The organism is Variovorax sp. J22G73 (assembly GCF_030317035.1).
GTDB lineage: Bacteria > Pseudomonadota > Gammaproteobacteria > Burkholderiales > Burkholderiaceae_C > Variovorax.
The window spans coordinates 599,027-624,519 of sequence record NZ_JASZYK010000003.1 but is presented as its reverse complement, the minus strand read 5'-3'; the positions used below and the strand labels follow the sequence as shown (position 1 = coordinate 624,519).

Here is a 25,493-nt window from a genome sequence, read left to right as displayed (position 1 = left end):
CGAATCGACTTCTCGTCGATTCAAGTCGTTCTGACAATTTCATGTCAAAACGACTGCACTAGAAGAAACGAAGACCTATCCCGCCAGGCGGACCAAGGCGCTCCGCCGAGTCGGTGCCGCCAGCGCGGCACGCGCAGCCCGCCGGCGGCTGACGTAGTCCGGGTGAAAGCAGCGCCGGCTGCCATCGGCGAATTCCACCGTGACGGCGCCCGCGTCCGCCGCCACGACCACGCCTTCGCCGAAGCGCTTCACGCGCACCGGGTCGCTGGCCGCGAACGCCGGGGTCGCCTTTTCCTGTGGCGGCGTTGTCGTTGTCGTCGTCGTGGAATTTGGCGCGCCACCCGCCGCCGCGCTCACCGTCTCCGGCCCCACGACGATGGGCTGCGCCATCGCGACCTCGTGCGCGGCGATGCGCTGGCAGTTGTCGCACACGCCGCAGCGCTTCATGGCCGCGGCCGGGTCCAGGTCGTCCAGCAGCAGGTGCCAGCGGCACTGGCCCGATTGGGCGTACGACAGCATGCGCTCCAGCGTCTCGCGGTCTTGCAGGCGCCGCGCCTTGTAGGCGTCGAGCATGGGCGCGAAGTCGATGGCGGCACTCGGGCCTTGCCTGAGCGACACGTGGCCGCGCCGGTCGATCTTGATCACCTTCTCCTGCCTCAGCAGCGCGATGCCCGACTGCATCTTGGTGCGGGGGCGGTCCAGCGCGTCGAGCAGGGCCGCGGTGGTCCAGCCTTGCGGATGTTCCTGCTGTTGTTGGTGGGGATGTTCCTGCGGCGGCTCGGCCAGCAGCTGCCGGTAGATGGCGTCCAGGTCTTCCAGCTGCGGGTACTTGCCCGCCAGGAAGAACTGCTGCACCGCCCGGTCGCGTGCCTGGAACAGAAGCACGCAGCGTGCGCGCAGCCCGTCGCGCCCGGCGCGGCCCGCCTCCTGGTAGTAGGCGTGCAGGCTCGACGGCATCTGGCAGTGCAGCACGAAGCGGATGTCGGGCTTGTCGATGCCCATGCCGAAAGCGTTGGTCGCGACCATCACCCGCGCGGTGCCGGCCATGAAGGCCTCCTGCGCGTCGCTGCGCTCGCGGGCGCCCAGCTTGCCGTGGTACAGCGCCACCGACTCATCGCTGGCCCGCAGCGCCTCGTAGGCCTGCTGCGCAGCCTTCACCGTGGCGGCGTAGACGATGCCGCAGCCCGGCGCCTGGCGCACCCACTCGACGGTGCGTTGCAGCCGCGCCTTGTCGTCCGCCAGCTGCTCGACGGCGAAATGCAGGTTGGAGCGAAACGCGCCCGTGTCGACCAGCCCGGCGCGCGGAATGCCCAGGCACTTCATGACGTCGGCGGCCACCTCGTCGCTCGCGGTGGCCGTCAGCGCCAGCACCGGCGGGCTGCCCAGCGCCTTGATGGCCGGGCCGATGTCCAGGAACGCAGGCCTGAAGTCGTGCCCCCACTGCGAGATGCAATGCGCCTCGTCGACCGCCACCAGCGCGATCGGGTGCGCCGACAGCCGCTGCTGGAAGGCCGGCGCGGCCAGCCGCTCGGGCGTGGTCAGCACGATGCGCGCGCTACCGTCGTCGATGGCCTGCTCGGCCTGCGCGAGCTCGTCGGCGCCGAGCGCGCTGTTCACCTGCACGGCGTGGATGCCCAGGCCGCGCAGCTTGTCGCACTGGTCTTTCATGAGCGCGATCAGCGGCGACACCACCACCGTGCGGCCCGCGAACAGCACGGCGGGCAGCTGGTAGCACAGCGACTTGCCGGCGCCCGTGGGCATGACCGCCAGCGTCGACTCGCCCGCCATCACGCGCTGGATGACTTGCGCCTGCCCGCTGCGCAGGCGGGCGTGACCGAAGACCTGGCGCAACGCGCGGTCCGCATCGGCGGCGGTGGGGCGTCGGGTGACGGCCGACGGGCCGTGTCGCGTGCCTGCCATCAGCGCGCTGCTTCGCTGTCTTCGGGGTCGGCCTCCGCGTCCCTGTCGGCCAAATCCTCGTCGTCTAGGTCCGCGAGGTCCTCCGCGTTCACGGCGTCCGGGTCGTCGACCGAATCGGACACTTCGGAAGCCGAGTCGGGAAACACGCCCACCCTGTCGGGAAGGATGTCCGCGTTGGTCGCTTCCTCGAGCCCGCCTTCCGCCTCGGCGCGGTTGCCGGTGCCTGCGGCGTCGCTGCCGCTGTCGCTGGAATCGCTCGGGCCCAGGCTGTCTTCGTCGCTGCCCTTGGGTTCGGCCGGGGCGTGCTCGCCGCCCAGGATGCTGCTGGTTGCCATGTGTGGTGCTCCTTGATGAAAAGTGCCCCGGGTGCCGGGGTTTTCACAGAGCGTGGACGCTCGGGCGCGGCGGCAAAGTAGGAGATCGGCGCGTCCCCGTGCCTCACGGCGCTTTACATCGCATCGATTCGTTTCAGGCGGCCTTGCGTGCCGGTGGCTCGCGATGGGTGGCGGCGGTCTTGCGCGAGGCGCTGCCGGACTTGGCGGTTGTCTTTGCGGTTGTCTTCGTGGCTGTCTTTGCTTTGGGCTTGGCGGCTGTCTTGGCCGTTGCCTTCTTCGCCGCCGCTGGTTTGCCGGTCGTGGCCTTCGCGCCCTTCGCGCTTTTTCCCCCTCGCAGGCTGCGCGCCAGCAACTCCGTCAGGTCGATCACCTCCGCGCTTTCGCCCGGTGCTTCTTCCTCCGGCTGTATCACCGTCTCGGTGTCGCCCGCCTTCACCTTCTTGTCGACGATCTTCATCACCGCGTGCTTGAACTCGTCCTTGAAGTCTTCGGGGTTCCACTTGCCCGACATGTCCTCCACCAGCTGCTGCGCCATCTTCATTTCCGCGGGCGTCAGGTGGGCGCCCTTCACGCCCGCGGCGGGCAGGTCGAGCCCGTCGAGCGTCTTCACCTCGTCGCCCCAGCGCAGCAGGTTCAGCACCAGCGCCTTGCCCGAGGGCACCAGCACGGCCAGGTGCTGCTTGGTGGCGATCACCACCTTGGCCAGGCCGACCTTGCCGGTCTTGACCAGCACCTCGCGCAGCAACGCGTACACCTTCTGGCCCTTGTTGATGGGCGCCACGTAGTAGGGCCGCTCCAGGTACACGAAGGGGATCTCGTTGGCGTCGATGAAGCGCTGGATCTCGATGGTCTGCGTGGTGCGCGGGTACACCGCCTCGATCTCGTCGGGCGAGATCACCACGTACTTGCCGTCTTCGTACTCGAAGCCCTTGACGATGTTGTCCTTGTCGATCTCGCGGCCCGTCTTCTTGTTGATGCGCTTGTAGCCCACCGGGTCCATGCTGCGCTTGTCGAGCCAGTCGAAGTCCACGCCCTGCTCGGTGCTGGCGGTGTGCAAGCCCACGGGAATGTGAACGAGCCCGAAGGTGATCGCGCCCTTCCACAAGGTTCTGCTGCTGGTGGCCATGAGAAGGTTCCTTCTGCGCTGAAGCGATGGATAGGGAAAGCGAACGGCGGCACGCAACTCGCCCTTGCCGAACGCCGACCATGGAAGGCTGCCGCCCTCGCGCGCGCGCCGGTGTGGGACGGTGCCCCAGCCGCCGACCAGAAAACGCCGCTAGCCGATCAGCCCGAAGCCGAAGGCGGTGCGCGACGTGCCCTTGGGCGGCGGGGAATCCGCAGCTTCGTCTTTGTCTTCATGCGAGTCGTCTTCATGCTCGCGGTCTTCCCGCTCGCTGGCTTTCTTCCGGCTGCCCGCGCTTGCACCGCGCGAAGAAGCGGCGACGGATGCCGTCTCGCGCGGCCCCAGTTCCAGGTCGTCGACCATCGACTGCAGCGCCCACAACCCCTGGGCCATCGCCTGCTGGTAGCTGCGCACAGGCTTGCCGGCCTGGGCGATCACCGTGAGAGACGGTTCGGCCTCGTCGGACAGCTCGCTCAGCACCCAGGCGAAGCGACCCGGCTGCGGCTCTTCGACGTGGACGGCGATGCGGCGCAACGCTGCGGCGGTCTTGGCCGTCTTCGCGGTCTTGGCTGTCTTCGGTGCTTTCCTGGTGCTCATGTCGGCTCCTGCGTTGGAACGTGGTTCGACCTACGCGCCCGGCGTGGCGCTTTCTGCCTTGGCGGCCTCAGCGGCCTTTACTGCCTTGCCCGGCCGCGGAATCCAGTACGCCAGCGCGCCCGCCGCGGCAAAGGCGATCAACCCGATGGCGGCGATGCCCGAGGCCAGCGACAGGCTGCCCGCCAGGAACGACAGCAGCGCCGGGCCGCACGACGAACCGATGTCCGACATGAGCCGCCACACCCCCAGGAAGTGCGCGCGGCCGTGGCGCGGCGAGTGGTCGGCGCCCAGCGTCATGATCATTCCCGAGCCGATGCCGTTGCCGAAGCCGATGGCCAGCGCCACCAGCAGCAGCGTGAGGGTGCCGGTGGTCAGCGGCATCAGCAGCATCGCCAGCCCCATGATCAGCATCGAAGGCACGGCCACCCAGCGCCGGCCCTTCTGGTCCATCACCTTGCCGGCGGGGTAGAACACCAGCATGTCGATGCCGCCGGCCAGCCCGTAGATCAGCGAAGCGACCGAGGGCGCCAGCATCAGGTGGTCGGCCCACAGCGGAATCACGGCCTGGCGCGACGCGCGCACCGCGCTCACCAGCATCACCCCCAGCCCCAGCGTGAGAAACACGCGCCGGTGGTCGCGCAGCGTCGACACGATGGTGGTCGGCGCAGGCGCCACGTGCCCGGGCGGGGCCGGCGGCACCTCCAGGTCGGGAATGCGCGCCCCCAGCGCCGCCGCGCCCATCACCGCGACGATGCCCACCACATACGCCGCCGGCAGGCCGTACGCATGCACCGCGCCCGCCGCCAGGAAGGGCCCGGCGAACATGCCGATGCGCATGACCCCGCCCAGCGTGGACAGCGCCCGCGCCCGGAACTCGGGCGGCACCGCCTCCGTCATGTAGCTCTGGCGTGCCAGGTTGTACACGGCCTGCGACATGCCGACCATGAAGCAGCCCGTGGCGAACAGCCCCAGGTGCGAGGTGCCCACGCACAGCGCCATGCCCAGCCCGCTCCACACCCCCGCCACCACGATGGCCCAGCGCTCGCCCCAGCGCATGGTGATCATCGAGGCTGGAATGTTGTTGAGCAGCGAGCCGATGCCGATGAGCGCCACCATCAGCGCCGCGATGGGCACCGACGCCCCCAGCTCGCGCGCCGTGAGCGGCACGATGGGCAGGATGGCGCCCTCGCCCAGGCCGAACAGCAGCGAGGGGCCGAAGGCCGGAACGGCGATGCGCCGCAGCGAAAACGAAGAAGAGGCAGACGGGGAAGAAGGTGCGGCTGGGGGAGAAGACATGCGCGGGAAAGAGTTCTGTGTAGGCGCCCCAAGGGCCGTCGCGCGTCAAGCACAGGAAGGACGAGGCGACTGCAGGGGGCCGGCCATTTTGTCGCTGTTGGCCGATGTCTGCACGGCGCCCCCATCCCGCCGCAGCGGGGCGCCCCCCTTCAACGCGGCGTGGGCGCGTCGCGGCGGCGCCGGTCGGCCTTGGGCAGGTCGGCCGCGGCCACCATGGCCTCGCCGCGCGCGTGCAGGCGCTGCAGCATGCCGTCGAGCAGCGCGACCTCGTGCGCGTCGAGCGCGCCCAGCAGCTCGGCGTTGATCGCGCAGACCAGCGGGTACAGCTCGGCGTACAGCGCCGTGCCCGGCGCGGTCAGGCGCAGCAGCACGTGGCGCCGGTCGCCCGCGGGCTGCTCGCGCGAGACGATGCCCTTCTGCACCAGCGAGCTCACCGCCTTCGACGTGCGCGCCCGGTCGAGCTGCGCGTGCTCCGCCAGCTGCGACGAGCCCAGCGCGCCATGGCCGGCCAGCGTGGCCACCAGCCGCCATTCGCGCCGCGTGATGCCGAAGCGGCCCTCGCACAGGCGAATGACCATGCCGCCCGCCACCGACAGCAGCCGGCTGGTGCGGTAAAGCAGCAGGTCGTCGAGCGGGCGCAGCGGCGCTTGCATAGGGTTTGCCCAGGGAATGATTGATTAGATGAATCAATTGTCCGCGCTCTAAAGTGGCCGCAAAAGCCAACCCGACACGGAGACAAGACAGTTGAAAGCACACCCCACCACACACCCCACCACACGCCCCGCCACCCTGCGGCGGCGCCGCGTGCTGGCCGCCATCGGCGGCACGGCCGTGGTGACGGCCATGGCGCCGTTCGGCACGACGCAGGCCCAGCCGGCCATCACGCCGGGCACGCCCATTCGCGTGCTCATCGGCGTGCCGGCCGGCGGCACGCAAGACGTGCTCACGCGCGCCATTGCGCAAGAGGTGCGCGATTCGCTCGGCCCGCTGGTGGTCGACAACCGCTCCGGCGCCGCCGGCCGCATTGCCGTGGAGGCCGTGAAAACCGCCGCGCCCGACGGCCGCACCGTGCTGCTGGGCACGGCCGGCATGATGACCATGTTCCCCAGCGCGTACAAGAACCTGTCGTACGACCCCATCAAGGACTTTCAGCCCATCGTCAACGCCGCGCGCTTCGAGCTGGCCCTGGTGGTGCACAAGGACGTGCCCGCCAACACCCTGCCCGAGTTCATCGCGTGGGCCAGGAAGCAGCCCGGCGGCGTGAGCTTCGCGTCCTACGGCGCGGGCACGCCGTCGCACTTTCTGGGCGAGATGCTCAACCGCTCGGCCGGGCTGAACATGGTGCACGTGCCCTACCGCGGCTCCACCCCCGCGCGCCAGGACGTCATGGGCGGCACCGTGCCCGCCTACTTCGACACCGTGGGCGGCGCGCTGCAGATGCTGCCCAGCGGGCGCGTGAAGGTGCTGGCCACCAGCGGCGACAAGCGCTCCCCGTTGATGCCCAACGTGCCCACCTTCGTGGAAGGCGGCCAGAACAACGTGATAGCCACCGCCTGGTTCGCCTACTACGCGCCGCTGAAAACGCCCAAGCCGGTGGTCGACCAGCTGCGCGCCGAGTTCATGCGCGCCGTCAATTCGCGCGAGGTGCGCCAGCAGCTGCTGCAGAACGGCATGTACCCGGTGGGCGACGGGCCCGAGGCGCTGTTGAAGACGATGCGGGAAGACACGGCGCGGTGGGCCGGCATCATGAAGGCGGTGAACTTCCAGGCGAACGACTGAGGCTTTAACTCGGCTGCGCGCGCTGTGCGCGGCCCGCCGATCACGCCCGGGTCACGCCCGGATCACGCCCAGGTCACAGGCGTTTTGAATCGTCAATTCCGCGCGGAAAGATTGCCGATTGACACCTGCGCGGTGCGTGCCCCGCGATTGCCCAAACTTGCTTCCACGCAGCACGCCGGAAGCTGCATTTGTTGGCGCGAATCGCGACTTCGTGCCGCGCGAAGTTGCCACACCGCGCGCGCTCCTGCCTAAAGTGGACGCCCCTGCTACTCAACTTCCCGCCAAGGGAACAAGGAAGGCGTTAACCCACCCGACAGACACACTCTTGAAAGGCTGCTTACCTCGCGGCAGGTTGTCGATGCGCACAGCATCGATGCGTATGCGAGGTACCAAAGGCGACGGCCGGAGTGCAACTAACACCCCGACCGTCTAACCAAAGAAGTGCGCTTACCCTCTAAAGGAACGCACAAAAATGGCTACCAAGACTATAGCCCGGCCACCCACGCCCGGAGCTTCCGAAGACAGCGCCCAAGACACACAAGCTCCGGCGGATCTTCTGGAAAACACACTCTCTCAACTCGAAGCGCTCCTGTGGGTCTGCCACGGGGAAGACATCGACTGGTGCAGCGGCAGCGGGCCGCAACAGCTGGACAACCTGCTTTGGCTTGCGGCCGATTTGGCGCGCAAGGCGGGAGAACTGTTTCAGGTGAGCGAGAAGGCGCGAAGAGGAGCGCCTGCGACCGGCGGCTAGCGGCCGGTCTGGCGGGCTGCGACTTTCGCAGTCCGTCTTTTGCGTCTTGAACCACAGCGCCGGCCATAGCCATGCACAACGACATCAACGCCCCAGCACCAGCGCCCCCAGCAACACCACCGACAGCGCGGCCAGCAACACCGTCGTGCCCTGCCAGAAGCGCACCGGGTTGCGCTCGATGAGCGCCGCGCGCCGCGGCGACACAAACTCCTGCCCCGGCGCCTTCAGGTCCTGCACGAATTCAGACGCCGCCTGCTGCCGCTTCGCCGGCTCGGGGTTCAGCGCCTTGCGCAGCACCGCGTCGACCCACGCCGGCAGGTCGGGCCTGAAGTGACGCACCGGCACATAGCGCAGCCGGCTCACGTCCGCCCGCGAACGCACCCGCGCCGCCTGCAACCCGTAGGGCAGCTGCCGCGTGAGCATCTGGTAGACGATGACGGCCAGCGAGAACAGGTCGGAGCGCACGCTGCCGCCGTCGCCCACGAAGTACTCGGGCGCGGTGTATTGCAAGGTGCCTTCGATGGCCAACGGCCGGGTCTCTCCCGTGCCGTCGGCCATGCCAGCCAAACCCGCCAAACCGGCCACATGCGCCGAAGCCAGGTCGATGATCTTCACCGTGCCCGCGCGGTCGATCATCACGTTCTCGGGGCGCAGGTCCTGGTGCAGCATCTCCTTGCCGTGCAGCGCCTGCAGCCCCTGCGCCAGTTGCGCGACGATGCCGCGCACGTCGTCCAGCGCGGGCACGGGGTGGTCGACCATCCATTGCGCCAGCGTCTGGCCTTCGACGTACTCCATGGCCACGTACAGGTGGCGCCGCGCGCGCTCTTGCGCGCCGGCCTTCAGCACATGCACGCTGTCGATGCGCCGCGCCACCCATTCCTCGAGCACGAAGCGGTCGAGGTAGTCCGCGTCGTCGCGCAGGTCGACCGAAGGCAGCTTCAGCACCACCGGCTGGCCGGTGGCGTCGTCCATCGCCAGGTGCACGTGGCTGCGCGAGCTCACATGCAGCTCGCGCACGAGGGTGAAGCCCTCGAAGCGATCCCTGGGCCCCAGCGTGGGCGCGATCGCCAGGCCTTCGCGCTGCCGGTGCAGCTGCGCCACGTCGGCGGCGGGCAGCGCGTCGATGCGCAGCAGCTGCACCGTGCAGTCGTCTTCGCTGCCGCTGGCCTGCGCCCGTGCCTGCGCGGTCAGCACCAGCTCTCGCGCGGCCGCATCGAAGTCGTGCGCGCAGCGCGCGAGCGCGTCGTGCACCGCGGCGGCATCGAGGTGCGCGTAGGCACCATCGGTGGCCAGCAGATAGACATCGCCCACTTCCGCTTGCCAGCTGCGGTAGTCGATTTCCACGTTGGGCCCCGCGCCCAGCGCACGGCCCAGGTAAGACTCCTGCGACGACACGTGCACGCGGTGGTCGTCGGTGAGCTGCTCCAGCGCGTGCGCATGCAGCCGGTAGATGCGCGCATCGCCCACGTGCAGCAGATGCACCTCGCGGCCCTTGACGATCAGCGCGCTGAAGGTGCAGACGTAGCCGCTGTCCTTGTCGAAGCGCGCATCGCTGCGCATGGTTTGCGCGTGCAGCCACGAGTTGGTCGCGCCCAGCACGCGTTGCGCCGCGCGGCGCACCGACCAGGCCTCGGAGGTGGCGTAGTAGTCGTCCAGAAAGCCGCGCACGGCAGCGGCGCTCGCCACCTGGCTCACGCGGCTGGAGCCGATGCCATCGGCCAGCGCCACCGCGATGCCCTTGGCCGCGCGCTGCGCGCCCTGGGGCAGCATGGCGCCGTGGAAGTCCTGGTTGATGGAGCCGGGCCGCGCCAGCGAGTGCTGGCCGAGCGATATGCGCAAGCTCACCTCGCGGCTCCGGCTTGCATCTGCGCCTGCTAGCAAGCGGCTCAGTTCACAGCCCGCTTGGGCGAGGTCTTGTAGTGCGTCGCGTACAGCGTGAGGCCCACGAAGGTCAGGCCGCCCACCAGGTTGCCCAGCACGGTGGGAATCTCGTTCCAGATCAGGTAGTCCATGAACGTGAACTTGCCGCCCAGCAGCAAGCCGGTGGGAAACAGGAACATGTTGACGATGGAGTGCTCGAAGCCCATGTAGAAGAACACCATCACCGGCATCCACATGCCGATGGCCTTGCCCGACACGGTGGTCGACATCATGGCGGCCACCACGCCGGTGGACACCATCCAGTTGCACATCACGCCGCGAATGAACAGCGTGAGCATGCCCGCGGCGCCGTGCGCGGCGTAGCCCACGGTGCGGCCTTCGCCGATGTGGCCCAGCTTCTCGCCGATGGCGTTGGGCGCCTCGCTGAAACCGAAGGTGAAGATGATGGCCATGAACACCGCCACCGTCAGCGCGCCGGCAAAGTTGCCGACGAACACCAGGCCCCAGTTGCGCAGCACGCCGGCCCAGGTGGCGCCGGGCCGCTTGTCGAGCACGGCCAGCGGCGCCAGCGTGAACACGCCCGTGAGCAGGTCGAAGCCCAGCAGGTAAAGCATGATGAAACCGACCGGGAACAGCATGGCGCCGACCAGCGCGTTGCCCGTGTTGACGGTGATGCTCACCGCAAAGGCCGCTGCCAGCGCCAGGATGGCGCCCGCCATGTAGGAGCGAATGAGCGTGTCGCGCGTGGACATGAGCAGCTTGGATTCACCGGCGTCGACCATCTTGGTCACGAACTCGGCGGGGGCTAGGTAGGCCATGAAGATTCCTTGAAGACGAAAAAAGAAACTGAATGCGCAAGAGGCGCAACGTGCGGCGATGTCAGCCCAGCGCGACCAGCACGCGCCCTTCGTACACGCGCACCGCATGCGCGCGCACCGAGTGCTCGGGCGCCTCCAGGCACTCGCCGCTGCGCAGGTCGAAGTGGTTCTTGTAGAGAGGCGAGGCGACCACGATGCGGTCCCCCAGGCTGCCCACGAGCCCGCGCGACAGCACGCTGGCCTGCGCCTTGGGGTCGACGTTGTCGATGGCGAACAGCGCCTGCTCGCGGCCCACGCTGAAGATGGCGACATGCACGCCGCCCACGAGCGCGCACACGCCGGTGTCGGGGAGGATGTCGCTGGCCGCGCACACGGCGGTCCATTGCGGTTGGTCGGTGGTCATGGCTGCTTTCGTGGCTGCGTTCATGGCTACGTGTCCTTCGGGTTCAGGCGGTTTCGACATCGGTGGCGGCCGGGGCCGTGGCGCTTTGCGCGACGCTCTGAGTGGCGCTCTGTGCGGCGCTGCGCTCGTGCGCGCGCGCCGGGCGCACCTGCCCGCGCTCCTGCACGAACACGATGTGCTCGTCGGGCTTCTCGCTGTTGACGAAGGAGCGAAAGCGCTGGCGCGTCACCGGGTCGGTCACCGCGGTCTTCCACTCGCACTGGTAGGTGTCGACCACGTGCTGCATCTGCGCCTCGAGCTCGGCGGCGAGCCCCAGGCTGTCGTTGACGAGCACGTCTTTCAGGTAGCCGAGCCCGCCTTCCAGGCTTTCGCGCCAGGTGCTGGTGCGCTGCAGGCGGTCGGCGGTGCGCACGTAGAAGCTCAGGAAGCGGTCGATGAGCCGCACCAGCTCTGCCTTCGACAGGTCGGAGGCGAGCAGCTCCGCGTGGCGCGGCTTCATGCCGCCGTTGCCGCACACGTACAGGTTCCAGCCGCGCTCGGTGGCAATGATGCCCACGTCCTTGCCCTGCGCCTCGGCGCATTCGCGCGTGCAGCCCGACACGCCGAACTTGATCTTGTGCGGCGCGCGCAGGCCTTTGTAGCGGTTCTCCAGCTCCACGGCCAGGCCCACGCTGTCGTCCACGCCGTAGCGGCACCAGGTCGAGCCCACGCAGCTCTTCACCGTGCGCAGCGACTTGCCGTAGGCGTGGCCCGACTCGAAGCCGGCGGCAATCAGTTCTTCCCAGATGGCGGGCAGCTGCTCGACACGCGCGCCGAACATGTCCACGCGCGCGCCGCCGGTGATCTTGGTGTACAGGCCGTACTTCTTGGCCACCTGCCCCACGGCGATGAGCCCGTCGGGCGTCACCTCGCCGCCCGGCATGCGCGGCACCACCGAGTAGCTGCCGTCCTTCTGGATGTTGCCCAGGAAGTAGTCGTTGCTGTCCTGCAGGCTGGCCAGGTTCTTCTTCAGCACGAACTCGTTCCAGCACGAGGCGAAGATGCTCGCGGCGGTGGGCTTGCAGATGTCGCAGCCCAGGCCCTTGCCGTGGCGCGCGAGCAGGTCGTCGAAGCTGCGGATCTCGCCCACGCGAACCAGGTGGTACAGCTCCTGGCGCGAGTACGCGAAGTGCTCGCACAGGTGGTTGTTCACGGCCATGCCGCGCTTGGCCATCTCGGCCTTCATGACCTGGCCCACCAGCGCCACGCAGCCGCCGCAGGTGGCGCCGGCCTTGGTGCAGGCCTTGATCTCGGCGACGGTGCACGCGCCCTCGCCCACGGCCGCGCAGATGCGGCCCTTGCTCACGTCGTTGCAAGAGCAGATCTGCGCGGTGTCGGGCAGCGCGTCCACGCCCAGGCCGGGGCGGGCCTGGCCGTCGCTGGCCGGCAGGATCAGGAACTCGGGGTCCGCCGGCAGCGCGATGCCGTTGAGCGCCATTTGCAGCAGCGTGCCGTACTCGGCCGCGTCGCCCACCAGCACCGCGCCCAGCAGCTGCTTGCCGTCGCTGCTGACCACGATCTTCTTGTAGACCTGCTTGTGCTCGTTCACGTACTGGTACGCGCGCGACCCGGGTGTCTTGCCGTGGGCGTCGCCGATGCTGGCCACGTCCACCCCCATGAGCTTGAGCTTGGTGCTCATGTCGGCGCCGGTGAAGGCCGCGTCGGCCTGCCCCGCGATGTGCTTCGCCGCGACGCGCGCCATGTCGTAGCCCGGCGCCACGAGGCCGAAGGTCTGTTCGTTCCACGAGGCGCACTCGCCCACCGCGTAGATGTCGTGGTCGCTGGTGCGGCAATGGCTGTCGATGGCCACGCCCCCGCGCGGGCCCACCGCCAGCACCGACTGGCGGGCCAGCTCGTCGCGCGGGCGAATGCCGGCGGAGAACACGATCATGTCGGTCTCCAGGTACGTGCCGTCGGCGAACACCATGCGGTGGCGCGCGGTGGCGCCATCGGTGATCTCCACCGTGTTGCGGCCCGTGTGCACGTGCAGGCCCAGCGCCTCGATGCTGCTGCGCAGCGCGCGGCCGCCGCCCTCGTCGACCTGCACCGCCATGAGCCGGGGCGCGAACTCGACCACGTGGGTGTCCAGGCCCATGTCGCGCAGCGCCTTGGCGCATTCCAGCCCCAGCAGCCCGCCGCCCACGACCACGCCGCTCCTGGAGCGCGCGCCGCAGGCCTTCATGGCCTCCAGGTCTTCGATGGTGCGGTAGACAAAACAGTTAGGCCGGTCGCGCCCGGGCACGGCCGGCACGAAGGGCGAGGAGCCGGTGGCCAGCACCATCTTGTCGTAGCCGATGACCTCGCCGTCGGCGGTGGTCACGGTGTTGTTGCGCCGCTCGATCGCCACCGCGCGGGCGGCCAGCCGCAGCGTGAAGCCGCTGCGCTCGAAGAAGCCGGGCTCGACCAGCGAGAGGTCGTCGGCCGTCTTGCCGGAGAAGAATTCGGACAGGTGAACCCGGTCGTAGGCCGCGCGGGGTTCCTCGCACAGCACGGTGACTTCGGCCTGCGCGAGCTGGAGCTCGTGGAGCTGCTCCAGAAACTTGTGGCCCACCATGCCGTGGCCAATCACTGCGATTTTCATGTCGGTTCCTGCACACACCCGGCCTCGGAAGGTGCAGACCGACGACGCGTTGAAGATGCAACGGTCACGGTGAGCCCCCGCCTGGAAACGGATGCAAATCGGGTTGAAGCGGACGAACCGTCGGCCTGCGCCTTCAGCTCGCTCGTGTCGCCGTCATTGGCGGGGGTCTGTCTTGCCGCAGCGACGTTGCCGCGGGACAGTGGGGAGTGCAGTGCAACATCCGTGCCGCGTGTTCACGGGGTTGCGCGGGTTGAGTTGCACCAAATTGGGCTCCGGCGCCGGACGGCAAGGCGAGAGGGTGCGCCGTTTTGGCGCAGCCAAGGTCCGTTTGGTGCGGCCCGCCGCTGGTGCGAACAGGGGCGGCAGCTCGCTACAGAGGCTGATTCAGCTCTGCTCAGATCTCACTGCGCTGCAGCAGGTACCCCAGCCCGCCGACCCTGAACCAGCGGTAGCCGTAGGGCTCCAGCAGCATGCAATGCCGCCCCTTTTTGTCGGCGTTGCTGTGCGCCTCGGTCAGCAGGTTGGTGAGCCGCGCCCCGTCGGGGCCGATCTTGCGCGCCGGCAACTCGAACTCCATCGGCTGCTCCGACAGGTTGTGCACGAACAGCACCGAGTTGTTGCGCCAGTCGTAGCGCAACACCAGCACCTGAGCGGACGGGTGCGCGAGCACCTCGAAGTCGCCCCACCCCACCTCCGGAATTTCCTTGCGCATGCGCAGGGCGCGCTCCATCCAGTTCAGCAGCGACTCGGGGTCGCGTCGCTGCGCGGCCACGTTGACGTGCTCGAAGCCGTAGGCGCCGCCGCTGATCACCGGGCGCACCGGCTTGCGCGCGGCGGTGAAGCCGCCGTGCGGCTCGGTGGACCACTGCATGGGCGTGCGCGCGCAGTTGCGCTCGGGCAGGGCCAGGTCGTCGCCCATGCCGATCTCGTCGCCGTAGCGCAGCACGGGCGTTCCCGGCAGCGTGAGCATCAGGCTGTACGCCAGCTCGAGCCGGCGCCGGTCGCTGCCCAGCATGGGCGCCAGGCGCCGGCGGATGCCGCGGTCGTACAGCTGCATGTCCTTGTCGGGCGCAAAGGCCGCAAACACGCGCTCGCGCTGCGCCTTGCTCAGGCGCCCGAGGTCCAGCTCGTCGTGGTTGCGCAGGAACATGCCCCATTGCGACGTGGCCGGGCGCGGCCGCGTGGCGGCCAGCGCCTTGGCGAGCGGGCGGCTGTCGGCGCTGGCCAGCGCATAGAACAGGTTCTGGTTGACCTGAAAGTTGAACATCATGTGCAGCCGCTCGCCTTCGTCGCCGAAGTACTGCATGTCGGTCTTGGGCAGCACGTTGGCCTCCCCGAGGATGACGGCGTCGCCCTTGCGCCACTGCATCAGCTCGCGGAACTGGCGCAGCATGTCGTACTGCTCGCTCGGGCCCTTCACGTCGGCGCCCTTCCTGGCGATGACGAACGGCACGGCGTCCATGCGAAAGCCCGAGACGCCCAGCTGCGTCCAGAAGCCCATGATCTTCAGTATCTCGGCCTGCACCATCGGATGGCTGGTGTTCAGGTCGGGCTGGAAATCGTAGAAGCGGTGAAAGTACCAGCGCCTGGCGAGCTTGTCGTAGGTCCAGGTCGATTTCTGCACGCCGGGAAACACCACGCCGTCGTCGGCGCGCGGCGGCTTGCGCTCGGCCCACACGTACCAGTCGTGGTACTTGCTGTTGCGGTCGCGCCGGGCTTCCTGGAACCAGGGGTGCTGGTCGGAGGTGTGGTTGACCACCAGGTCGATCAGCACGCGCATGCCGCGCTGCGCGGCCGCGTGGGTGAACTCCACGAAGTCGCCCAGCGTGCCGAAGCGGGGGTCGACGTTGTAGTAGTCCGCCACGTCGTAGCCGTCGTCGCGGCCCGGCGAGGTCTGGAACGGCATGAGCCAGATGGTGGACACGCCCAGCCCGTTGAGGTAGTCGAGCCGGCGCGTGAGGCCCTCGAAGTCGCCGCATCCGTCGCCGTTCGCATCCATGAAGGTCTCGACCGACAGACAGTAGACGACGGCGTTCTTATACCAAAGGTCTTTGATCATGCATTCCTGCTTTCAGGGAAGGACTCGCACACATGGACCCCAGGCAAACCCCCCCGTCGCCCGACAGCTGGTGGAAGAACGGCATCGTCTATCAGATCTACCCGCGTTCGTTCCAGGACAGCGACGGCGACGGCATCGGCGACTTGCGCGGCATCCGGCAACGGCTCGATTATTTGGTGGCGCTCGGCGTGGATGCCGTCTGGATTTCGCCGATCTACCCCTCACCAATGGCCGACTTCGGGTACGACATATCCGACTACTGCGGCATCGACGCCCGCTTCGGCACGCTGGCGGACTTCGACGAACTGGTGCGCGGCGCGCACGCGCGCGGGCTGAAGGTCATTCTCGACTTCGTGCCCAACCACACCTCCGACCAGCACCCGTGGTTCACGCAGAGCCGGTCTTCGCGGCAGGACCCGAAGCGCGACTGGTACATCTGGCGCGACCCCGCGCCGGACGGCGGCCCGCCGAACAACTGGCTCAGCAACTTCGGCGGCCCGGCCTGGACGCTCGACGCGGCCACCGGCCAGTACTACCTGCACTCGTTCCTGCGCGAGCAGCCCGACCTCGACTGGCGCAACCCCGACGTGCGCGCGGCCATGTACGAGGCGCTGCGCTTCTGGCTGCGCCGCGGCGTGGACGGTTTTCGCATCGACGTGCTGTACCACCTGGTGAAGGACGCGCTGTTTCGCGACAACCCGGCCAACCCGGCGTTCGTGCCGGGCGGCGACCCGTCGCACAGCCTGCTGCCGCTGTACACCGCCGACCTTCCCGAGGTGCAGGACATCGTGCGCGAGATGCGCGCCGTGGTCGACGCCTTCAGCGACGCACAGGGCGAGCGCGTGCTGATCGGCGAGCTCTACCTGCCGCTGGCGCGCCTGATGGCGTACTACGGGCTCGACGGCAACGGCGTGCTGCAGGGCGTGCAGCTGCCGTTCAACTTCCAGCTCATCGGCGCGCAGTGGCAGGCCGATGTCATCCGCCGGCTGGTGCGCGATTACGAAGCCGCGCTGCCGCCGGGCGCGGCGCCCAACTGGGTGCTCGGCAACCACGACAAGCCCCGCATCGCCAGCCGCGTCGGTCCGTTGCGCGCCAGGCTCGCGGCCATGCTGCTGCTGACCCTGCGCGGCACGCCCACGCTCTACTACGGCGACGAAATTGGAATGACCGACGTGCCCATTCCGCCCGATGAGGTACAAGACCCGTTCGAGAAGAACGAGCCGGGCAAGGGCTTGGGCCGCGACCCGCAGCGCACGCCGATGCAGTGGAGCGCCGCCGAGCACGCGGGGTTCAGCCAGGGCAGGCCCTGGCTGCGGCTGGCGGACGACTGGGCCACGCACAACGTCGAGCTGCAGCAGGCCGATGGGGCGTCGATGCTGGCGCTGTACCGCCGGTTGATCGCGCTGCGGCGCGCGGAGCCCGCGTTGCACGCCGGCGCATGGGAACCGGTGGACGCGGGCGCGGACGTCGTGGCGTATGCGCGCACCTTCGCGCAGCGGCGGCTCGTGGTGCTGCTGAACTTCGCGGAGGCGCCGCGGGACATCGATGGGTCGGTGTTCGGTGCGAAAGCCGACGTGCTCGCGAGCACCCGGCCCGAGCGAGCGGGCCTTCAGGGCGGGGTGCTGACGTTGCAGGCGCTTGAAGGCGTGGTGCTGGCCTGTGCCAACGAGTAGTGGGGAGCGAGCAGCTCCACGCGGCTAGCGCCCCGTGAACCGCGCAGGCCGCCGCTCCACGAAGTGCTGCACGCCCTCGGTGAAGTCCTCGCTGCGAATGCTCTGCACCATCTCGGCATTCGCGAGCGCCACGGCCTCGCCCAGGGTCTGCCACGGCGCCTCCCACAGCTGCTGCTTCATCACGCGCACCGAGCGGGGCGACACCTCGCTCGACAGCGTCGCGGCCAGCGCCAGCGCCTGCGCCAACAGCTCGTCCGCCGGCACGACGCGGTTGACGAGGCCCATGGCCAGGGCCTCGGCCGCATCGATCTTGCGGGAGGTCAGCAGCAGGTCGGTGGCGTTGGCATGCCCCACGATGCGCGGCAGGATCCAGGCGATGCCGTGCTCGGCGATCAGCCCGCGCTTGGCGAAGGCGGTGGCGAACACCGCCTTGTCGGAGGCGATGCGGAAGTCGCTGTACAGCGCCATGATCAGCCCCAGGCCGGCGGCCGCGCCGTTGATGGCGCTGATGATGGGCTTCGGCGCGGCGGGAAAGTAGGTGTACCGCGTCTGGTAGTCGGCGCGCCGGTTCATGTCGTAGGGCCGCATCCATTCCTCGGCCTGGATGTCCTCGGGCGGCAGCACGGCGAGCTCTTCCATGTCCATGCCCGCGCAGAAGGCGCGGCCCGCGCCGGTGAGCACGATGGCGCGCACGGCCTTGTCCCGCCCCGCGGTTTCGATGGCGGTGCGCAGCTCTGCCTCCAGCACCTTGGTCAGGGCATTCATCTGCCCCGGCCGGTTGAACGTGATGGTGGCGACGGGGCCGTCGACCTGGTAAATGATCTGTTGGAAAGTCATGGGGTGTGTCGAATCAGGTGGGGGTGAACGCCATGAAGGCCGGCGGCAACTGCAGGGAGACCGGCTCGAGGAACTCCTCGATGCCGAAGCGGCCGTTCTCGCGCCCGATGCCGGATTTCTTGAAACCGCCGAAGGGCGCCGCGGGGTTGAAGGGCGCGCCGTTGATGTCGACCTGCCCGGCGCGCAGGCGGCGCGCGACGGCCAGCGTCTGCGCGGCGACAGGGCCCCACACGGCGCCGGCCAAGCCGTAGTCGGTGCCATTGGCCAAGGCAATGCCGGCGTCGATGCCGTCGTAAGCCATCAGCACCAGCACCGGGCCGAAGACCTCTTCCCGTGCCACGGCCATGCCGGGCTCGACGTCGGTGAGCACGGTGGGCGGCACGAAGAAGCCATGCGCGGGCACCGGGGTGTCGGCTTCGATGCGCCGCGCGCCGGCCGCGAGCGCCTCGTCGATCAGGCCCGACACCTTCTGCTGCTGCGCCCTGGAGATCAGCGGGCCGAGCCGCGTGGCGCCGTCCGCCGGGTCGCCCATGCGATAGCCGGCGATCAGCTCCCGCGCGATGCCCTCGGCTTCGGCGAGCGACGCGCGCGGCACCAGCAGGCGCGTGGTCGCGGAGCAGGTCTGGCCCGAGTTGAGCATGCAGCCGGCCAGCGTCGCCTTCACGGCCAGCGCCAGGTCGGCCCCGGGCAGCACGAGCGCGGCGGACTTGCCGCCCAGCTCGAGCGCCACGCGCTTGATGTCGCTGCCGGCCACCGATGCAATGTGGCGCCCGGCGCGCGTCGAGCCGGTGAACGACACAATGTCGACGCCCGGGTGGCGCACCAGTGCGTCTCCCACCTCCGCGCCCACGCCGTGCACCAGGTTGAACACGCCGGGCGGAAGCCCGGCCTGCCGCACGGCCTCGGCCAGCAGGAAGGCGCTCGTGGGCGCGAGCTCCGAGGGCTTGAGCACCACGGTGCACCCCGCGAGCAACGCGGGCGCGACTTTGCCGGTGATCTGGTGCAGCGGATAGTTCCACGGCGTGATGCAGGCCACCACGCCGGTGGGCACCTGCTGCACCAGCGAGTGGCCGATGCGCGATGTCCATTCGAATTCGGCCGCGAGGTCGGCGTACATGTCCCACGCCGCGAGGGGCGCGCCGACCTGGATGCGGGCCGCGAGCTTGCGCGGCATGCCGACCTCGCGCGAGATGGCGATGGCCAGGGCCTCTGCCTGCTCGCGCAGCGCCGCGGCCACCCGGCGCACGGCGGCGATGCGCTCGGCCACGGGTGTCGCGGCCCAGCCTTCGAACGCGCCGCGCGCGGCGGCCACTGCCGCGTCGACGTCGGCCGCCGACGCGCTGCGGTATGAGGCGAAGCTCGCCTCCGTGAAGCTGTCGACCACGGGCAGGTCGTGCTCGCCGTGCGCGGGCACCAGGGCGCCGCCGATGAAGAGGTGGGTGTGGCTTGTCATGCGGGTCATTTGTTGGGGGGTTTCGGGGTGCGGGCCGCGTCGCGCCGCGCGATGAACTCGCGCATCGCGCGCTGCGGCTCGCCGGTCGAGTAGCACTCGAGCTGGTAGCGAATGCCCGCGCTGCAGGCTTCCTCGAAGCCCGGCTGCGTGCGTTCGCGAAAGCGCTGCTTGGTGGTGCGCAGCGCGGCGCCCGGCAATGCGGCCAAGGCGCTCGCGCGTTCCAGCGCGCGTGGCAGCACCTGGGCGGGCTCGACCAGGTCGTTGACCAGCCCCAGCTCGAAAGCGCGCTGCCCGGTGATGAGCTCGCCGGTGAGCGACAGCTGCTGGTTGAGCGAATGGCCGATCTGCAGCGACATCAGGTACGAGCCGACCACGCTCGCCAGGCCGGCCCTGACTTCGGGCTGCCCCATGCGCAGCGTGGCATGCGCCACCCGCAGGTCGCACATCAGCGCCATCTGGAAGCCCGCGCCGACCGCCGTGCCGTTCAGCGCGGCCACGATCGGCTTGGTCACGTCGCGCACCGCCTGGTACATGGCGTGCTGGCGGTTGAGCCAGCCGGCCAGCGTGTGGGTGTCGATGGTGGCCGACTCGTCCAGGTCCTGGCCGCCGCAGAAGGCGCGCTCGCCGCTGCCGGTGAGCACCAGCGCGCGCACGGCGGGGTCGGCGTCGAGCGCTCGCAGCGCGCCGGTGAGGCCCTGGCGCAGCTCGGGGTCGACCGCGTTCATCACCGCGGGGCGGTGGAGCGTGACGACAGCGATGCCGTCGCGCTGCTGTACAAGAACCGTGTCATTCATGCCCATGCTCCTTGCGTGCGGCGCGCTCGATCACCGCGTCGACGGCCCAGCCGCCCTGCCCTTCGTCGCCGACGATCAACGGATTCAGGTCGACCGACGCGATCGCCTTCGGGTGCGCGGCGGCCAGCGCGCCGAGCGCCACCGCCGCTCGGGCCACCACTTGCAGGTCGACCGGGTTCTCGCCGCGAACACCGGCCAGCACGGGCGCGATGCGCAGGCTGCGCAGCTTGGCGAGCACGTCGGCCTCGCAGAACGGGTGCAGCAGCACGACGAAGTCGCGCAGCGCCTCCACGTACTTGCCGCCGTCGCTCACCATGACCACCGTGCCGAACAGCGGGTCTTGCCGCACGCCGAGCGCGAACTCGCGGCGGCCGCGCACGCGCTGCGCGACGATCACGCCGTCCAGCGGCACGCCCATGGCCGCGACCTTTTGCGTGCAGCGGGTCCAGGCATCGACGACCGCTTCGGCCGTCTGCAGGCCGACGAAGACCAGGCCGTGCTCGCTCTTGTGCGGAATGCGCGCCGAGCAGGCCTTGACCACCACGTCCGGGCCCAGGGCGCGCCATGTCTGCACCGCCTCGTCGGCGCTGCGGCACAGGCGGTAGGGCACGGTGGGAATGCCGGCTTCGGCAATCAGCGCGAGGCTGTCGGCCTCGCTCAGCAGCGGCTCGTCGCTCCCGGCCGCTGCATGCATCGCGGGCAATGCAGGCACCGTTGCCACGGCGCCAGCCAGGGCGCTGCGCGCCGCCGCCTGCCGCAGCAGCGCGCCGTGCCGGCTCCACTGGTGCAGCGCGTCGATGGCATCGGTCTCGTGCGCGAACACCGGCACGCCGGCGGCACGGAAGGCTTCGCGCACCGACGCCTGCGGCGCCGATACCGCCGTCGGCTTGCCGCGCGACGCCGCGAAGCGGGCCGTGTCGCGGGCCATGCCCGGCACGTCGTAGCCCTCGCCGGCCACCGGCACGCCGACCAGGAACATGTCGGCCTGCGGGTCGGCCGCCAGCGCGCCGAGCGTGTCGGCGTACATGCCCCCCTTGGTCATCAGCGACGCCGTGAGGTCGACCGGGTTCTGCGCGGTCGCGAAGCTGGGCATGATCGCGGCCAGCGCCTTCACCACCGGCGCGCCCAGTTCCGCCAGCGGCAGCCCCAGCGACTCGGCCGCGTCCGCGCACAGCACGCCGACCGCCCCGCTGTGGCTCATGACCACCAGCCGCTCGGCAGGCCGCGGCGGCGCCGCGAGGTACAGCTCGACGGCGTTGACCAGGCCGTGCACGTCCTTCGCGCGCCAGATGCCGTGGCGCTCTAGAAAGGCGTCGACCACCACGTCGTCGTTGACGATGGCACCTGTGTGCGACGCGGCCGCCTTCGCGCCGTGCGCGCTGCGGCCCGACTTCAGCGCGATCACCGCCGCGCCGCGCGCGCCGGCCACGCGCGCCACCTCGGCCAGCATCGCCGGGTCGCCCAGCGACTCGATGTACATCAGCACCACGCGGATGTCGGGGTCGGCCGCGGCGGCCAGCGCCAGTTCGCACACCGAGGCATCGGCGTCGTTGCCAGACGCGACCAGGTAGCGCACGCCCACGCCGCGCTCGCGCAACATCGCATACGGCATCACGCTGGCCGCGCCGCTCTGGCTGACGATGGCCACGGGCCCGTCCTGCGGCGCGACCTCCATGAACATGGTGCTGAAGTTCATCACCGCGCCGGTCTGGAAGTTGGCCACGCCCTGCGCGTTGGGCCCGACCAGGCGCACGCCGAGGCGGCGCGCCTGCGCGACCAGCGCATGCTGCAGCGCCATGCCGGCGGCGCCGGTCTCGCCGAAGCCCGAGCTCATGACGATGGCCGCGGCCACACCGCGCGCGGCGCACTGGTCGATCACGCCGGCCACGGCCTCCTGGCCGACCGCCACGATCGCCACGTCGGGCGCCTCGGGCAACGCGTCGAGCGAGGGGTACGCGCGCAGGCCCTGCACCGTTTCGCGCTTCGGGTTGATCGGGTAGATGGCGCCGCGGAAGCCGAAGCGCTGCAGGTAGTGCAGCGGCCGGCCGCCGACCTTGTTGCGGTCTTCGGTGGCGCCGACGACGGCGATGCGTTGCGGCGAGAACGCCGTCTTCAGGCGAGGATCGAGCATGGAATTCATGGGGAGCGTGCGGTTCAGTCGAGGCTGGCGCCGGAGTTCTTCACCACCGGCGCCCACTTGGCGGTGTCGCTCTTGATGAGCGCGGCAAACTCGCCCGGCGTGGTGCTGCGCGCCTCGGCGCCGTCGGCCTCCATGCGCTTCTTCATGTCGTCGGTGGCCATGATGGCGGCGATCTCGCGCTGCAGCCGGTCGATGACCGGCGCGGGCGTGGCCTTCGGGGCCAGCACGCCGTACCAGATCGTCACGTCGAAGCCCTTGAGCCCGGCCTCCTGCGCCGTGGGCACGTTGGGCAGCAGCGGCGAGCGCCTGGGCCCCGTCACGGCCACCGCATGCACCTTGCCGGCGGCGAGGTTCTGCGTTTGCTGGGCGATGGTGTCGAACATCATCGACAGCCGCCCGCCCAGCAGGTCGATGAGCGCGGGCGCGGAGCCCTTGTACGGAATGTGATTGATCTGGATGCCCGCGGTGCTGCGAAACAGCTCGCCCGACAGGTGGTTGGAGCTGCCGTTGCCGGCGGAGCCGTAGGTGAGCTCGCCCGGCTTCGCCTTGGCCAGCGCGACCAGTTCGGCCAGGTTCTTCGCCGGCACCTGCGGGCTGACGACCAGCACGTTCATGGTCGTGGCCATGAGGCTGACCGGCGCGAAGTCTTTCACCGGGTCGTAGCGCAGCTTCTTGTACAGGCTGGGGTTGATGGCCATCGTGCCGGTGGTGCCGAAGAACAGCATCTGCCCGTCGGCCGGTGCGCGCGCCACCAGTTCGGCGGCAATACCGCCGCCGGCGCCGCCCCGGTTGTCGATGATGACCTGCTGCCCCAGCCTGTCGCCGAGCTTCTGGGCCAGCAGCCGTGCCATCGAATCGGTCGGGCCGCCGGGCGGGAACGGCACGACGAGGGTGACAGGTTGCCTGGGGTAGGCCGTGTCCTGGGCGTGCGACAGGGGCGAGGCCAGCAGCAGCGGCAGGGCCAGCGCCGCGCACAGCGAGTGCATGAGTTTCAAGCTTGTCTCCTTTTATGGGTTTGCAACGCCGAGGTTAGGCCGCGCGCTCATTTCCAGAAAGACGAATGAATGGATTTCAGCTTTCCATTAAAGTGAAACCATGAAACTCAAGCAGCTGGACACTTTCCTGCTCGTGGCGGACATGCAGTCGCTGTCGCGCGCGGCCATTGCGTCGGACACCGCGCAGTCGCTGGTGAGCCGGCAAATTTCCATGCTCGAGGCCGCGTGGGGCGGGCGGCTGTTCGAGCGCACCGGGCGCGGCATGACGCTGTCCGACTTCGGCAAGCGCATGTACCCGGAGGTCAAGCGCGTGCTCGACCAGGTGCACCAGCTCGACACCACCGCGAGCGAGGCGGCCGGCGTGCTGACCGGCACCGTGCATGTGGGCGTGCTGCCTTCGCTCTCGCGGCAACTGCTGCCAAGGCTGCTGGCCGACATTCGCGAGCGGGCGCCGGCCTTGCGCCTGCATGTGCTGGAGGGTTTCAGCGGCACGCTGGACGAGCAGCTGGCCTCCGGCCGGCTCGACATGATCGTCGTCAACCGCTACGGCTCTTCGGCGCTGCGCGGCGAAGACGTGCTCGGCAAGGTCGACACCTTTCTCGTCGGCAAGGCGGGCCGCCCCGAGCTCGCGGGGCCGACGATGCCGTTTCGCGCCCTCGCCGGCCTGCCGCTGGTATTGCCGGCCGTGCCCAACGGCCTGCGCGCCACGCTCGACGTGCTTTCGCGGCGGCACAACATCGAGCTCGACATCGTGATGGAGGTGGACACCGCCACGTCGATGAAAGACGTGGCGGCCAGCGGCCATGCCTTCACCCTGCTGCCGAAGACGGCGGTGGCGCAGGAAGTGGAGGCGGGCCTGCTCGGCGCGTGCCGGGTGGCGAGCCCCGGCATTCGGCGGACCATTGCGCTGAGCCTCTCGCGGCAAAGGCCGCTGTCGGACGGCGCGCGGCTGGTGGCCTCGCGGGTGAACCTGCTCGCGTCAGCGCTGCTGCGCGACCAGTGAACCGGCCCGCGCCACGCGCCGCAGGGCCTGCGGCGGCTGGCCGTACACGCGCACGAAGGCGCGCCGCATGCGCTCGGTGTCTTCGAAGCCGGTGAGCCGCGCCACCGCCTCGATGCTGCTGTCGCCGCCCTCGATGTGCGCGCGCGCGACTTCGGCGCGAATGCGCTCCACGGCCTTGGCCGGGGTTTGCCCGGTCTCGGCCTTGAAGGCGCGCATGAACTGGCGCGGGCTCACGCAGGCCACGTCGGCGAGCCGCTCGATGCCGAGGTCGGCCGTCAGGTTTTCGCCGATGTGCGCCAGCACGGCGCGCATGCGCTCGCTTTGCGGCGCAAGGTCTTGCAGCGCCGAGAACTGCGACTGCCCGCCCGCGCGCCGGTGGTAGACCACCATCTCGCGCGCCACGGCGCCCGCGATGTCCGCGCCCAGGTCGGCCTCGACCATGGCCAGCGCCAGGTCGATGCCGGCGGCGATGCCGGCCGAGCTCCACACGTTGCCGTCGCGCACGAAGATGCGGTCGGCATCGACGGTGACGCCGGGGTGCTCCCGCTGCAGCCGCGTGGCCTGCCGCCAGTGCGTGGTGGCGCGGCGGCCGTCGAGCAGGCCCGCCTCGGCCAGCAGGAAAGCGCCGGTGCACACGCTGGCCACGCGCCGCCTGGCCGCGAATGCCGCGCGCAGGTGCTGCATGAGCGCGGGCGTGGCGGCGCCGGGCTTTCGCGCGCCCCAGCCGCCGGGCACGACGAGCGTGTCGGCCAGCGTATCGGTATGGGTGCCACGCCAGCTGCGCGTCTGCATCTCTAGCCCGGCCGAGCACGTTACGCGCCCGCCGCGCTCCGACAGCACCGAGATCTCGTAGGCCGGGCCGCGCCGCTTGCGCCCCAGCTCGGCCGCCACCTGGAACACCGACAGCGGGCCCGCCATGTCCAGCAGCTGGAACTCGGGAACGAGCAGGAAGGCGACGGAATGGGTCATGTCACTTTATGAGGGAAATATGTCTTTCTTGCCGCAGTGTCGGTGCA

The 25,493-nt window shown here is 69.7% G+C and carries 21 protein-coding genes; 4 read left to right on the top strand and 17 right to left on the bottom strand.

From position 1 onward, the window contains the following. Positions 1-75 precede the first annotated feature (75 nt). The 6 genes from QTI51_RS15440 to QTI51_RS15415 all read right to left on the bottom strand — a co-directional run bounded on the left by QTI51_RS15440 (position 76) and on the right by QTI51_RS15415 (position 5,924). Positions 76-1,920: a RecQ family ATP-dependent DNA helicase gene (locus QTI51_RS15440; protein WP_286514915.1), complete on the bottom strand. Its 1,845-nt coding sequence runs from the start codon at positions 1,918-1,920 to the stop codon at positions 76-78. Continuing rightward, positions 1,920-2,255: a hypothetical protein gene (locus tag QTI51_RS15435; protein WP_286514913.1), complete on the bottom strand. Its 336-nt coding sequence runs from the start codon at positions 2,253-2,255 to the stop codon at positions 1,920-1,922. Before QTI51_RS15435 ends, QTI51_RS15440 begins: the two co-directional genes overlap by 1 nt. A 133-nt stretch (positions 2,256-2,388) precedes the next feature. After that, on the bottom strand, positions 2,389-3,381 hold the full coding sequence (gene ku, locus QTI51_RS15430) for a non-homologous end joining protein Ku (RefSeq protein ID WP_286514912.1): 993 nt from the start codon (positions 3,379-3,381) through the stop codon (positions 2,389-2,391). Between the two features lie 150 nt (positions 3,382-3,531). Then, a complete protein-coding gene (locus tag QTI51_RS15425; RefSeq protein WP_286514911.1) occupies positions 3,532-3,975 on the bottom strand; it encodes a hypothetical protein in 444 nt (147 codons plus the stop codon). A gap of 30 nt (positions 3,976-4,005) precedes the next feature. After that, on the bottom strand, positions 4,006-5,271 hold the full coding sequence (locus QTI51_RS15420; protein ID WP_286514909.1) for an MFS transporter: 1,266 nt from the start codon (positions 5,269-5,271) through the stop codon (positions 4,006-4,008). Positions 5,272-5,420: 149 nt separating this feature from the next. Next, the gene (locus tag QTI51_RS15415; RefSeq protein WP_286514907.1) at positions 5,421-5,924 is read right to left on the bottom strand and encodes a MarR family winged helix-turn-helix transcriptional regulator; all 504 of its coding nucleotides are present in this window, start codon (positions 5,922-5,924) and stop codon (positions 5,421-5,423) included. Between the two features lie 91 nt (positions 5,925-6,015). Here QTI51_RS15415 and QTI51_RS15410 point away from each other — a divergent pair, with 91 nt between their 5' ends. Then, positions 6,016-7,050, top strand: a complete 1,035-nt coding sequence (locus QTI51_RS15410) for a Bug family tripartite tricarboxylate transporter substrate binding protein (protein ID WP_286514905.1) — start codon at positions 6,016-6,018, stop codon at positions 7,048-7,050. A gap of 472 nt (positions 7,051-7,522) precedes the next feature. Next, positions 7,523-7,801 (top strand): hypothetical protein, encoded by a 279-nt coding sequence (locus QTI51_RS15405; protein ID WP_286514904.1) that lies wholly within the window; start codon positions 7,523-7,525, stop codon positions 7,799-7,801. An 84-nt stretch (positions 7,802-7,885) separates the two neighbouring features. Here the strand turns inward: QTI51_RS15405 and QTI51_RS15400 are convergent, their stop codons facing one another. From QTI51_RS15400 to QTI51_RS15380, 5 genes are all read right to left on the bottom strand, one after another. After that, positions 7,886-9,646 carry a bifunctional protein-serine/threonine kinase/phosphatase gene (locus QTI51_RS15400; RefSeq protein WP_286514903.1) on the bottom strand — a complete coding sequence of 587 codons (1,761 nt, stop codon included), beginning with the start codon at positions 9,644-9,646 and terminating at the stop codon, positions 7,886-7,888. A gap of 41 nt (positions 9,647-9,687) precedes the next feature. Then, on the bottom strand, positions 9,688-10,500 hold the full coding sequence (locus tag QTI51_RS15395) for a formate/nitrite transporter family protein (RefSeq protein ID WP_116913424.1): 813 nt from the start codon (positions 10,498-10,500) through the stop codon (positions 9,688-9,690). A gap of 61 nt (positions 10,501-10,561) precedes the next feature. After that, positions 10,562-10,903, bottom strand: coding sequence for a nitrite reductase small subunit NirD (nirD, locus tag QTI51_RS15390; protein WP_286514901.1), 342 nt, complete (start codon positions 10,901-10,903; stop codon positions 10,562-10,564). 43 nt (positions 10,904-10,946) lie between these two features. Continuing rightward, complete coding sequence (gene nirB, locus QTI51_RS15385; protein ID WP_286514900.1) at positions 10,947-13,523, bottom strand: nitrite reductase large subunit NirB; 2,577 nt, start codon at positions 13,521-13,523, stop codon at positions 10,947-10,949. Positions 13,524-13,917: 394 nt separating this feature from the next. Then, positions 13,918-15,582 carry an alpha-amylase family protein gene (locus QTI51_RS15380; protein ID WP_286514899.1) on the bottom strand — a complete coding sequence of 555 codons (1,665 nt, stop codon included), beginning with the start codon at positions 15,580-15,582 and terminating at the stop codon, positions 13,918-13,920. Between the two features lie 32 nt (positions 15,583-15,614). Here QTI51_RS15380 and QTI51_RS15375 point away from each other — a divergent pair, with 32 nt between their 5' ends. Further along, a complete protein-coding gene (locus QTI51_RS15375) occupies positions 15,615-17,255 on the top strand; it encodes an alpha-amylase family glycosyl hydrolase (RefSeq protein WP_286514897.1) in 1,641 nt (546 codons plus the stop codon). 24 nt (positions 17,256-17,279) lie between these two features. On the opposite strand, the gene QTI51_RS15370 is transcribed toward QTI51_RS15375, so the two are convergent. Genes QTI51_RS15370 through QTI51_RS15350 form a run of 5 tightly spaced genes read right to left on the bottom strand, consistent with a single transcriptional unit; the run spans position 17,280 to position 23,465 of the window. Next, the gene (locus tag QTI51_RS15370; RefSeq protein ID WP_286514895.1) at positions 17,280-18,092 is read right to left on the bottom strand and encodes an enoyl-CoA hydratase; all 813 of its coding nucleotides are present in this window, start codon (positions 18,090-18,092) and stop codon (positions 17,280-17,282) included. 13 nt (positions 18,093-18,105) lie between these two features. Further along, the gene (locus QTI51_RS15365) at positions 18,106-19,545 is read right to left on the bottom strand and encodes an aldehyde dehydrogenase family protein (RefSeq protein WP_286514894.1); all 1,440 of its coding nucleotides are present in this window, start codon (positions 19,543-19,545) and stop codon (positions 18,106-18,108) included. A 5-nt stretch (positions 19,546-19,550) separates the two neighbouring features. Beyond that, positions 19,551-20,339 (bottom strand): enoyl-CoA hydratase/isomerase family protein, encoded by a 789-nt coding sequence (locus QTI51_RS15360; RefSeq protein WP_286514893.1) that lies wholly within the window; start codon positions 20,337-20,339, stop codon positions 19,551-19,553. Continuing rightward, on the bottom strand, positions 20,332-22,470 hold the full coding sequence (locus QTI51_RS15355) for an acetate--CoA ligase family protein (protein WP_286514892.1): 2,139 nt from the start codon (positions 22,468-22,470) through the stop codon (positions 20,332-20,334). The genes QTI51_RS15360 and QTI51_RS15355 overlap by 8 nt, the downstream gene beginning before the upstream one ends. 23 nt (positions 22,471-22,493) lie before the next feature. Next, positions 22,494-23,465, bottom strand: a complete 972-nt coding sequence (locus QTI51_RS15350) for a tripartite tricarboxylate transporter substrate binding protein (RefSeq protein WP_116913432.1) — start codon at positions 23,463-23,465, stop codon at positions 22,494-22,496. A gap of 109 nt (positions 23,466-23,574) precedes the next feature. On the opposite strand from QTI51_RS15350, the gene QTI51_RS15345 reads away from it, so the two are divergent. Then, complete coding sequence (locus QTI51_RS15345) at positions 23,575-24,477, top strand: LysR substrate-binding domain-containing protein (protein ID WP_116913433.1); 903 nt, start codon at positions 23,575-23,577, stop codon at positions 24,475-24,477. Here the strand turns inward: QTI51_RS15345 and QTI51_RS15340 are convergent. Further along, positions 24,454-25,446, bottom strand: a complete 993-nt coding sequence (locus QTI51_RS15340) for a GlxA family transcriptional regulator (RefSeq protein WP_286514891.1) — start codon at positions 25,444-25,446, stop codon at positions 24,454-24,456. The genes QTI51_RS15345 and QTI51_RS15340 overlap by 24 nt on opposite strands. Positions 25,447-25,493: the final 47 nt, after the last annotated feature.

What these genes read in the sequence shown, in the direction of transcription:
- QTI51_RS15440 (WP_286514915.1), bottom strand. Translation starts at nt 1,920, where the DNA reads ATGGCAGGCACGCGACACGGCCCGTCGGCCGTCACCCGACGCCCCACC.
- QTI51_RS15435 (WP_286514913.1), bottom strand. Translation starts at nt 2,255, where the DNA reads ATGGCAACCAGCAGCATCCTGGGCGGCGAGCACGCCCCGGCCGAACCC.
- ku (WP_286514912.1), bottom strand. Translation starts at nt 3,381, where the DNA reads ATGGCCACCAGCAGCAGAACCTTGTGGAAGGGCGCGATCACCTTCGGG.
- QTI51_RS15425 (WP_286514911.1), bottom strand. Translation starts at nt 3,975, where the DNA reads ATGAGCACCAGGAAAGCACCGAAGACAGCCAAGACCGCGAAGACGGCC.
- QTI51_RS15420 (WP_286514909.1), bottom strand. Translation starts at nt 5,271, where the DNA reads ATGTCTTCTCCCCCAGCCGCACCTTCTTCCCCGTCTGCCTCTTCTTCG.
- QTI51_RS15415 (WP_286514907.1), bottom strand. Translation starts at nt 5,924, where the DNA reads ATGCAAGCGCCGCTGCGCCCGCTCGACGACCTGCTGCTTTACCGCACC.
- QTI51_RS15405 (WP_286514904.1), top strand. Translation starts at nt 7,523, where the DNA reads ATGGCTACCAAGACTATAGCCCGGCCACCCACGCCCGGAGCTTCCGAA.
- QTI51_RS15395 (WP_116913424.1), bottom strand. Translation starts at nt 10,500, where the DNA reads ATGGCCTACCTAGCCCCCGCCGAGTTCGTGACCAAGATGGTCGACGCC.
- nirD (WP_286514901.1), bottom strand. Translation starts at nt 10,903, where the DNA reads ATGACCACCGACCAACCGCAATGGACCGCCGTGTGCGCGGCCAGCGAC.
- nirB (WP_286514900.1), bottom strand. Translation starts at nt 13,523, where the DNA reads ATGAAAATCGCAGTGATTGGCCACGGCATGGTGGGCCACAAGTTTCTG.
- QTI51_RS15380 (WP_286514899.1), bottom strand. Translation starts at nt 15,582, where the DNA reads ATGATCAAAGACCTTTGGTATAAGAACGCCGTCGTCTACTGTCTGTCG.
- QTI51_RS15375 (WP_286514897.1), top strand. Translation starts at nt 15,615, where the DNA reads ATGGACCCCAGGCAAACCCCCCCGTCGCCCGACAGCTGGTGGAAGAAC.
- QTI51_RS15370 (WP_286514895.1), bottom strand. Translation starts at nt 18,092, where the DNA reads ATGACTTTCCAACAGATCATTTACCAGGTCGACGGCCCCGTCGCCACC.
- QTI51_RS15365 (WP_286514894.1), bottom strand. Translation starts at nt 19,545, where the DNA reads ATGACAAGCCACACCCACCTCTTCATCGGCGGCGCCCTGGTGCCCGCG.
- QTI51_RS15360 (WP_286514893.1), bottom strand. Translation starts at nt 20,339, where the DNA reads ATGAATGACACGGTTCTTGTACAGCAGCGCGACGGCATCGCTGTCGTC.
- QTI51_RS15355 (WP_286514892.1), bottom strand. Translation starts at nt 22,470, where the DNA reads ATGCTCGATCCTCGCCTGAAGACGGCGTTCTCGCCGCAACGCATCGCC.
- QTI51_RS15350 (WP_116913432.1), bottom strand. Translation starts at nt 23,465, where the DNA reads ATGCACTCGCTGTGCGCGGCGCTGGCCCTGCCGCTGCTGCTGGCCTCG.
- QTI51_RS15345 (WP_116913433.1), top strand. Translation starts at nt 23,575, where the DNA reads ATGAAACTCAAGCAGCTGGACACTTTCCTGCTCGTGGCGGACATGCAG.
- QTI51_RS15340 (WP_286514891.1), bottom strand. Translation starts at nt 25,446, where the DNA reads ATGACCCATTCCGTCGCCTTCCTGCTCGTTCCCGAGTTCCAGCTGCTG.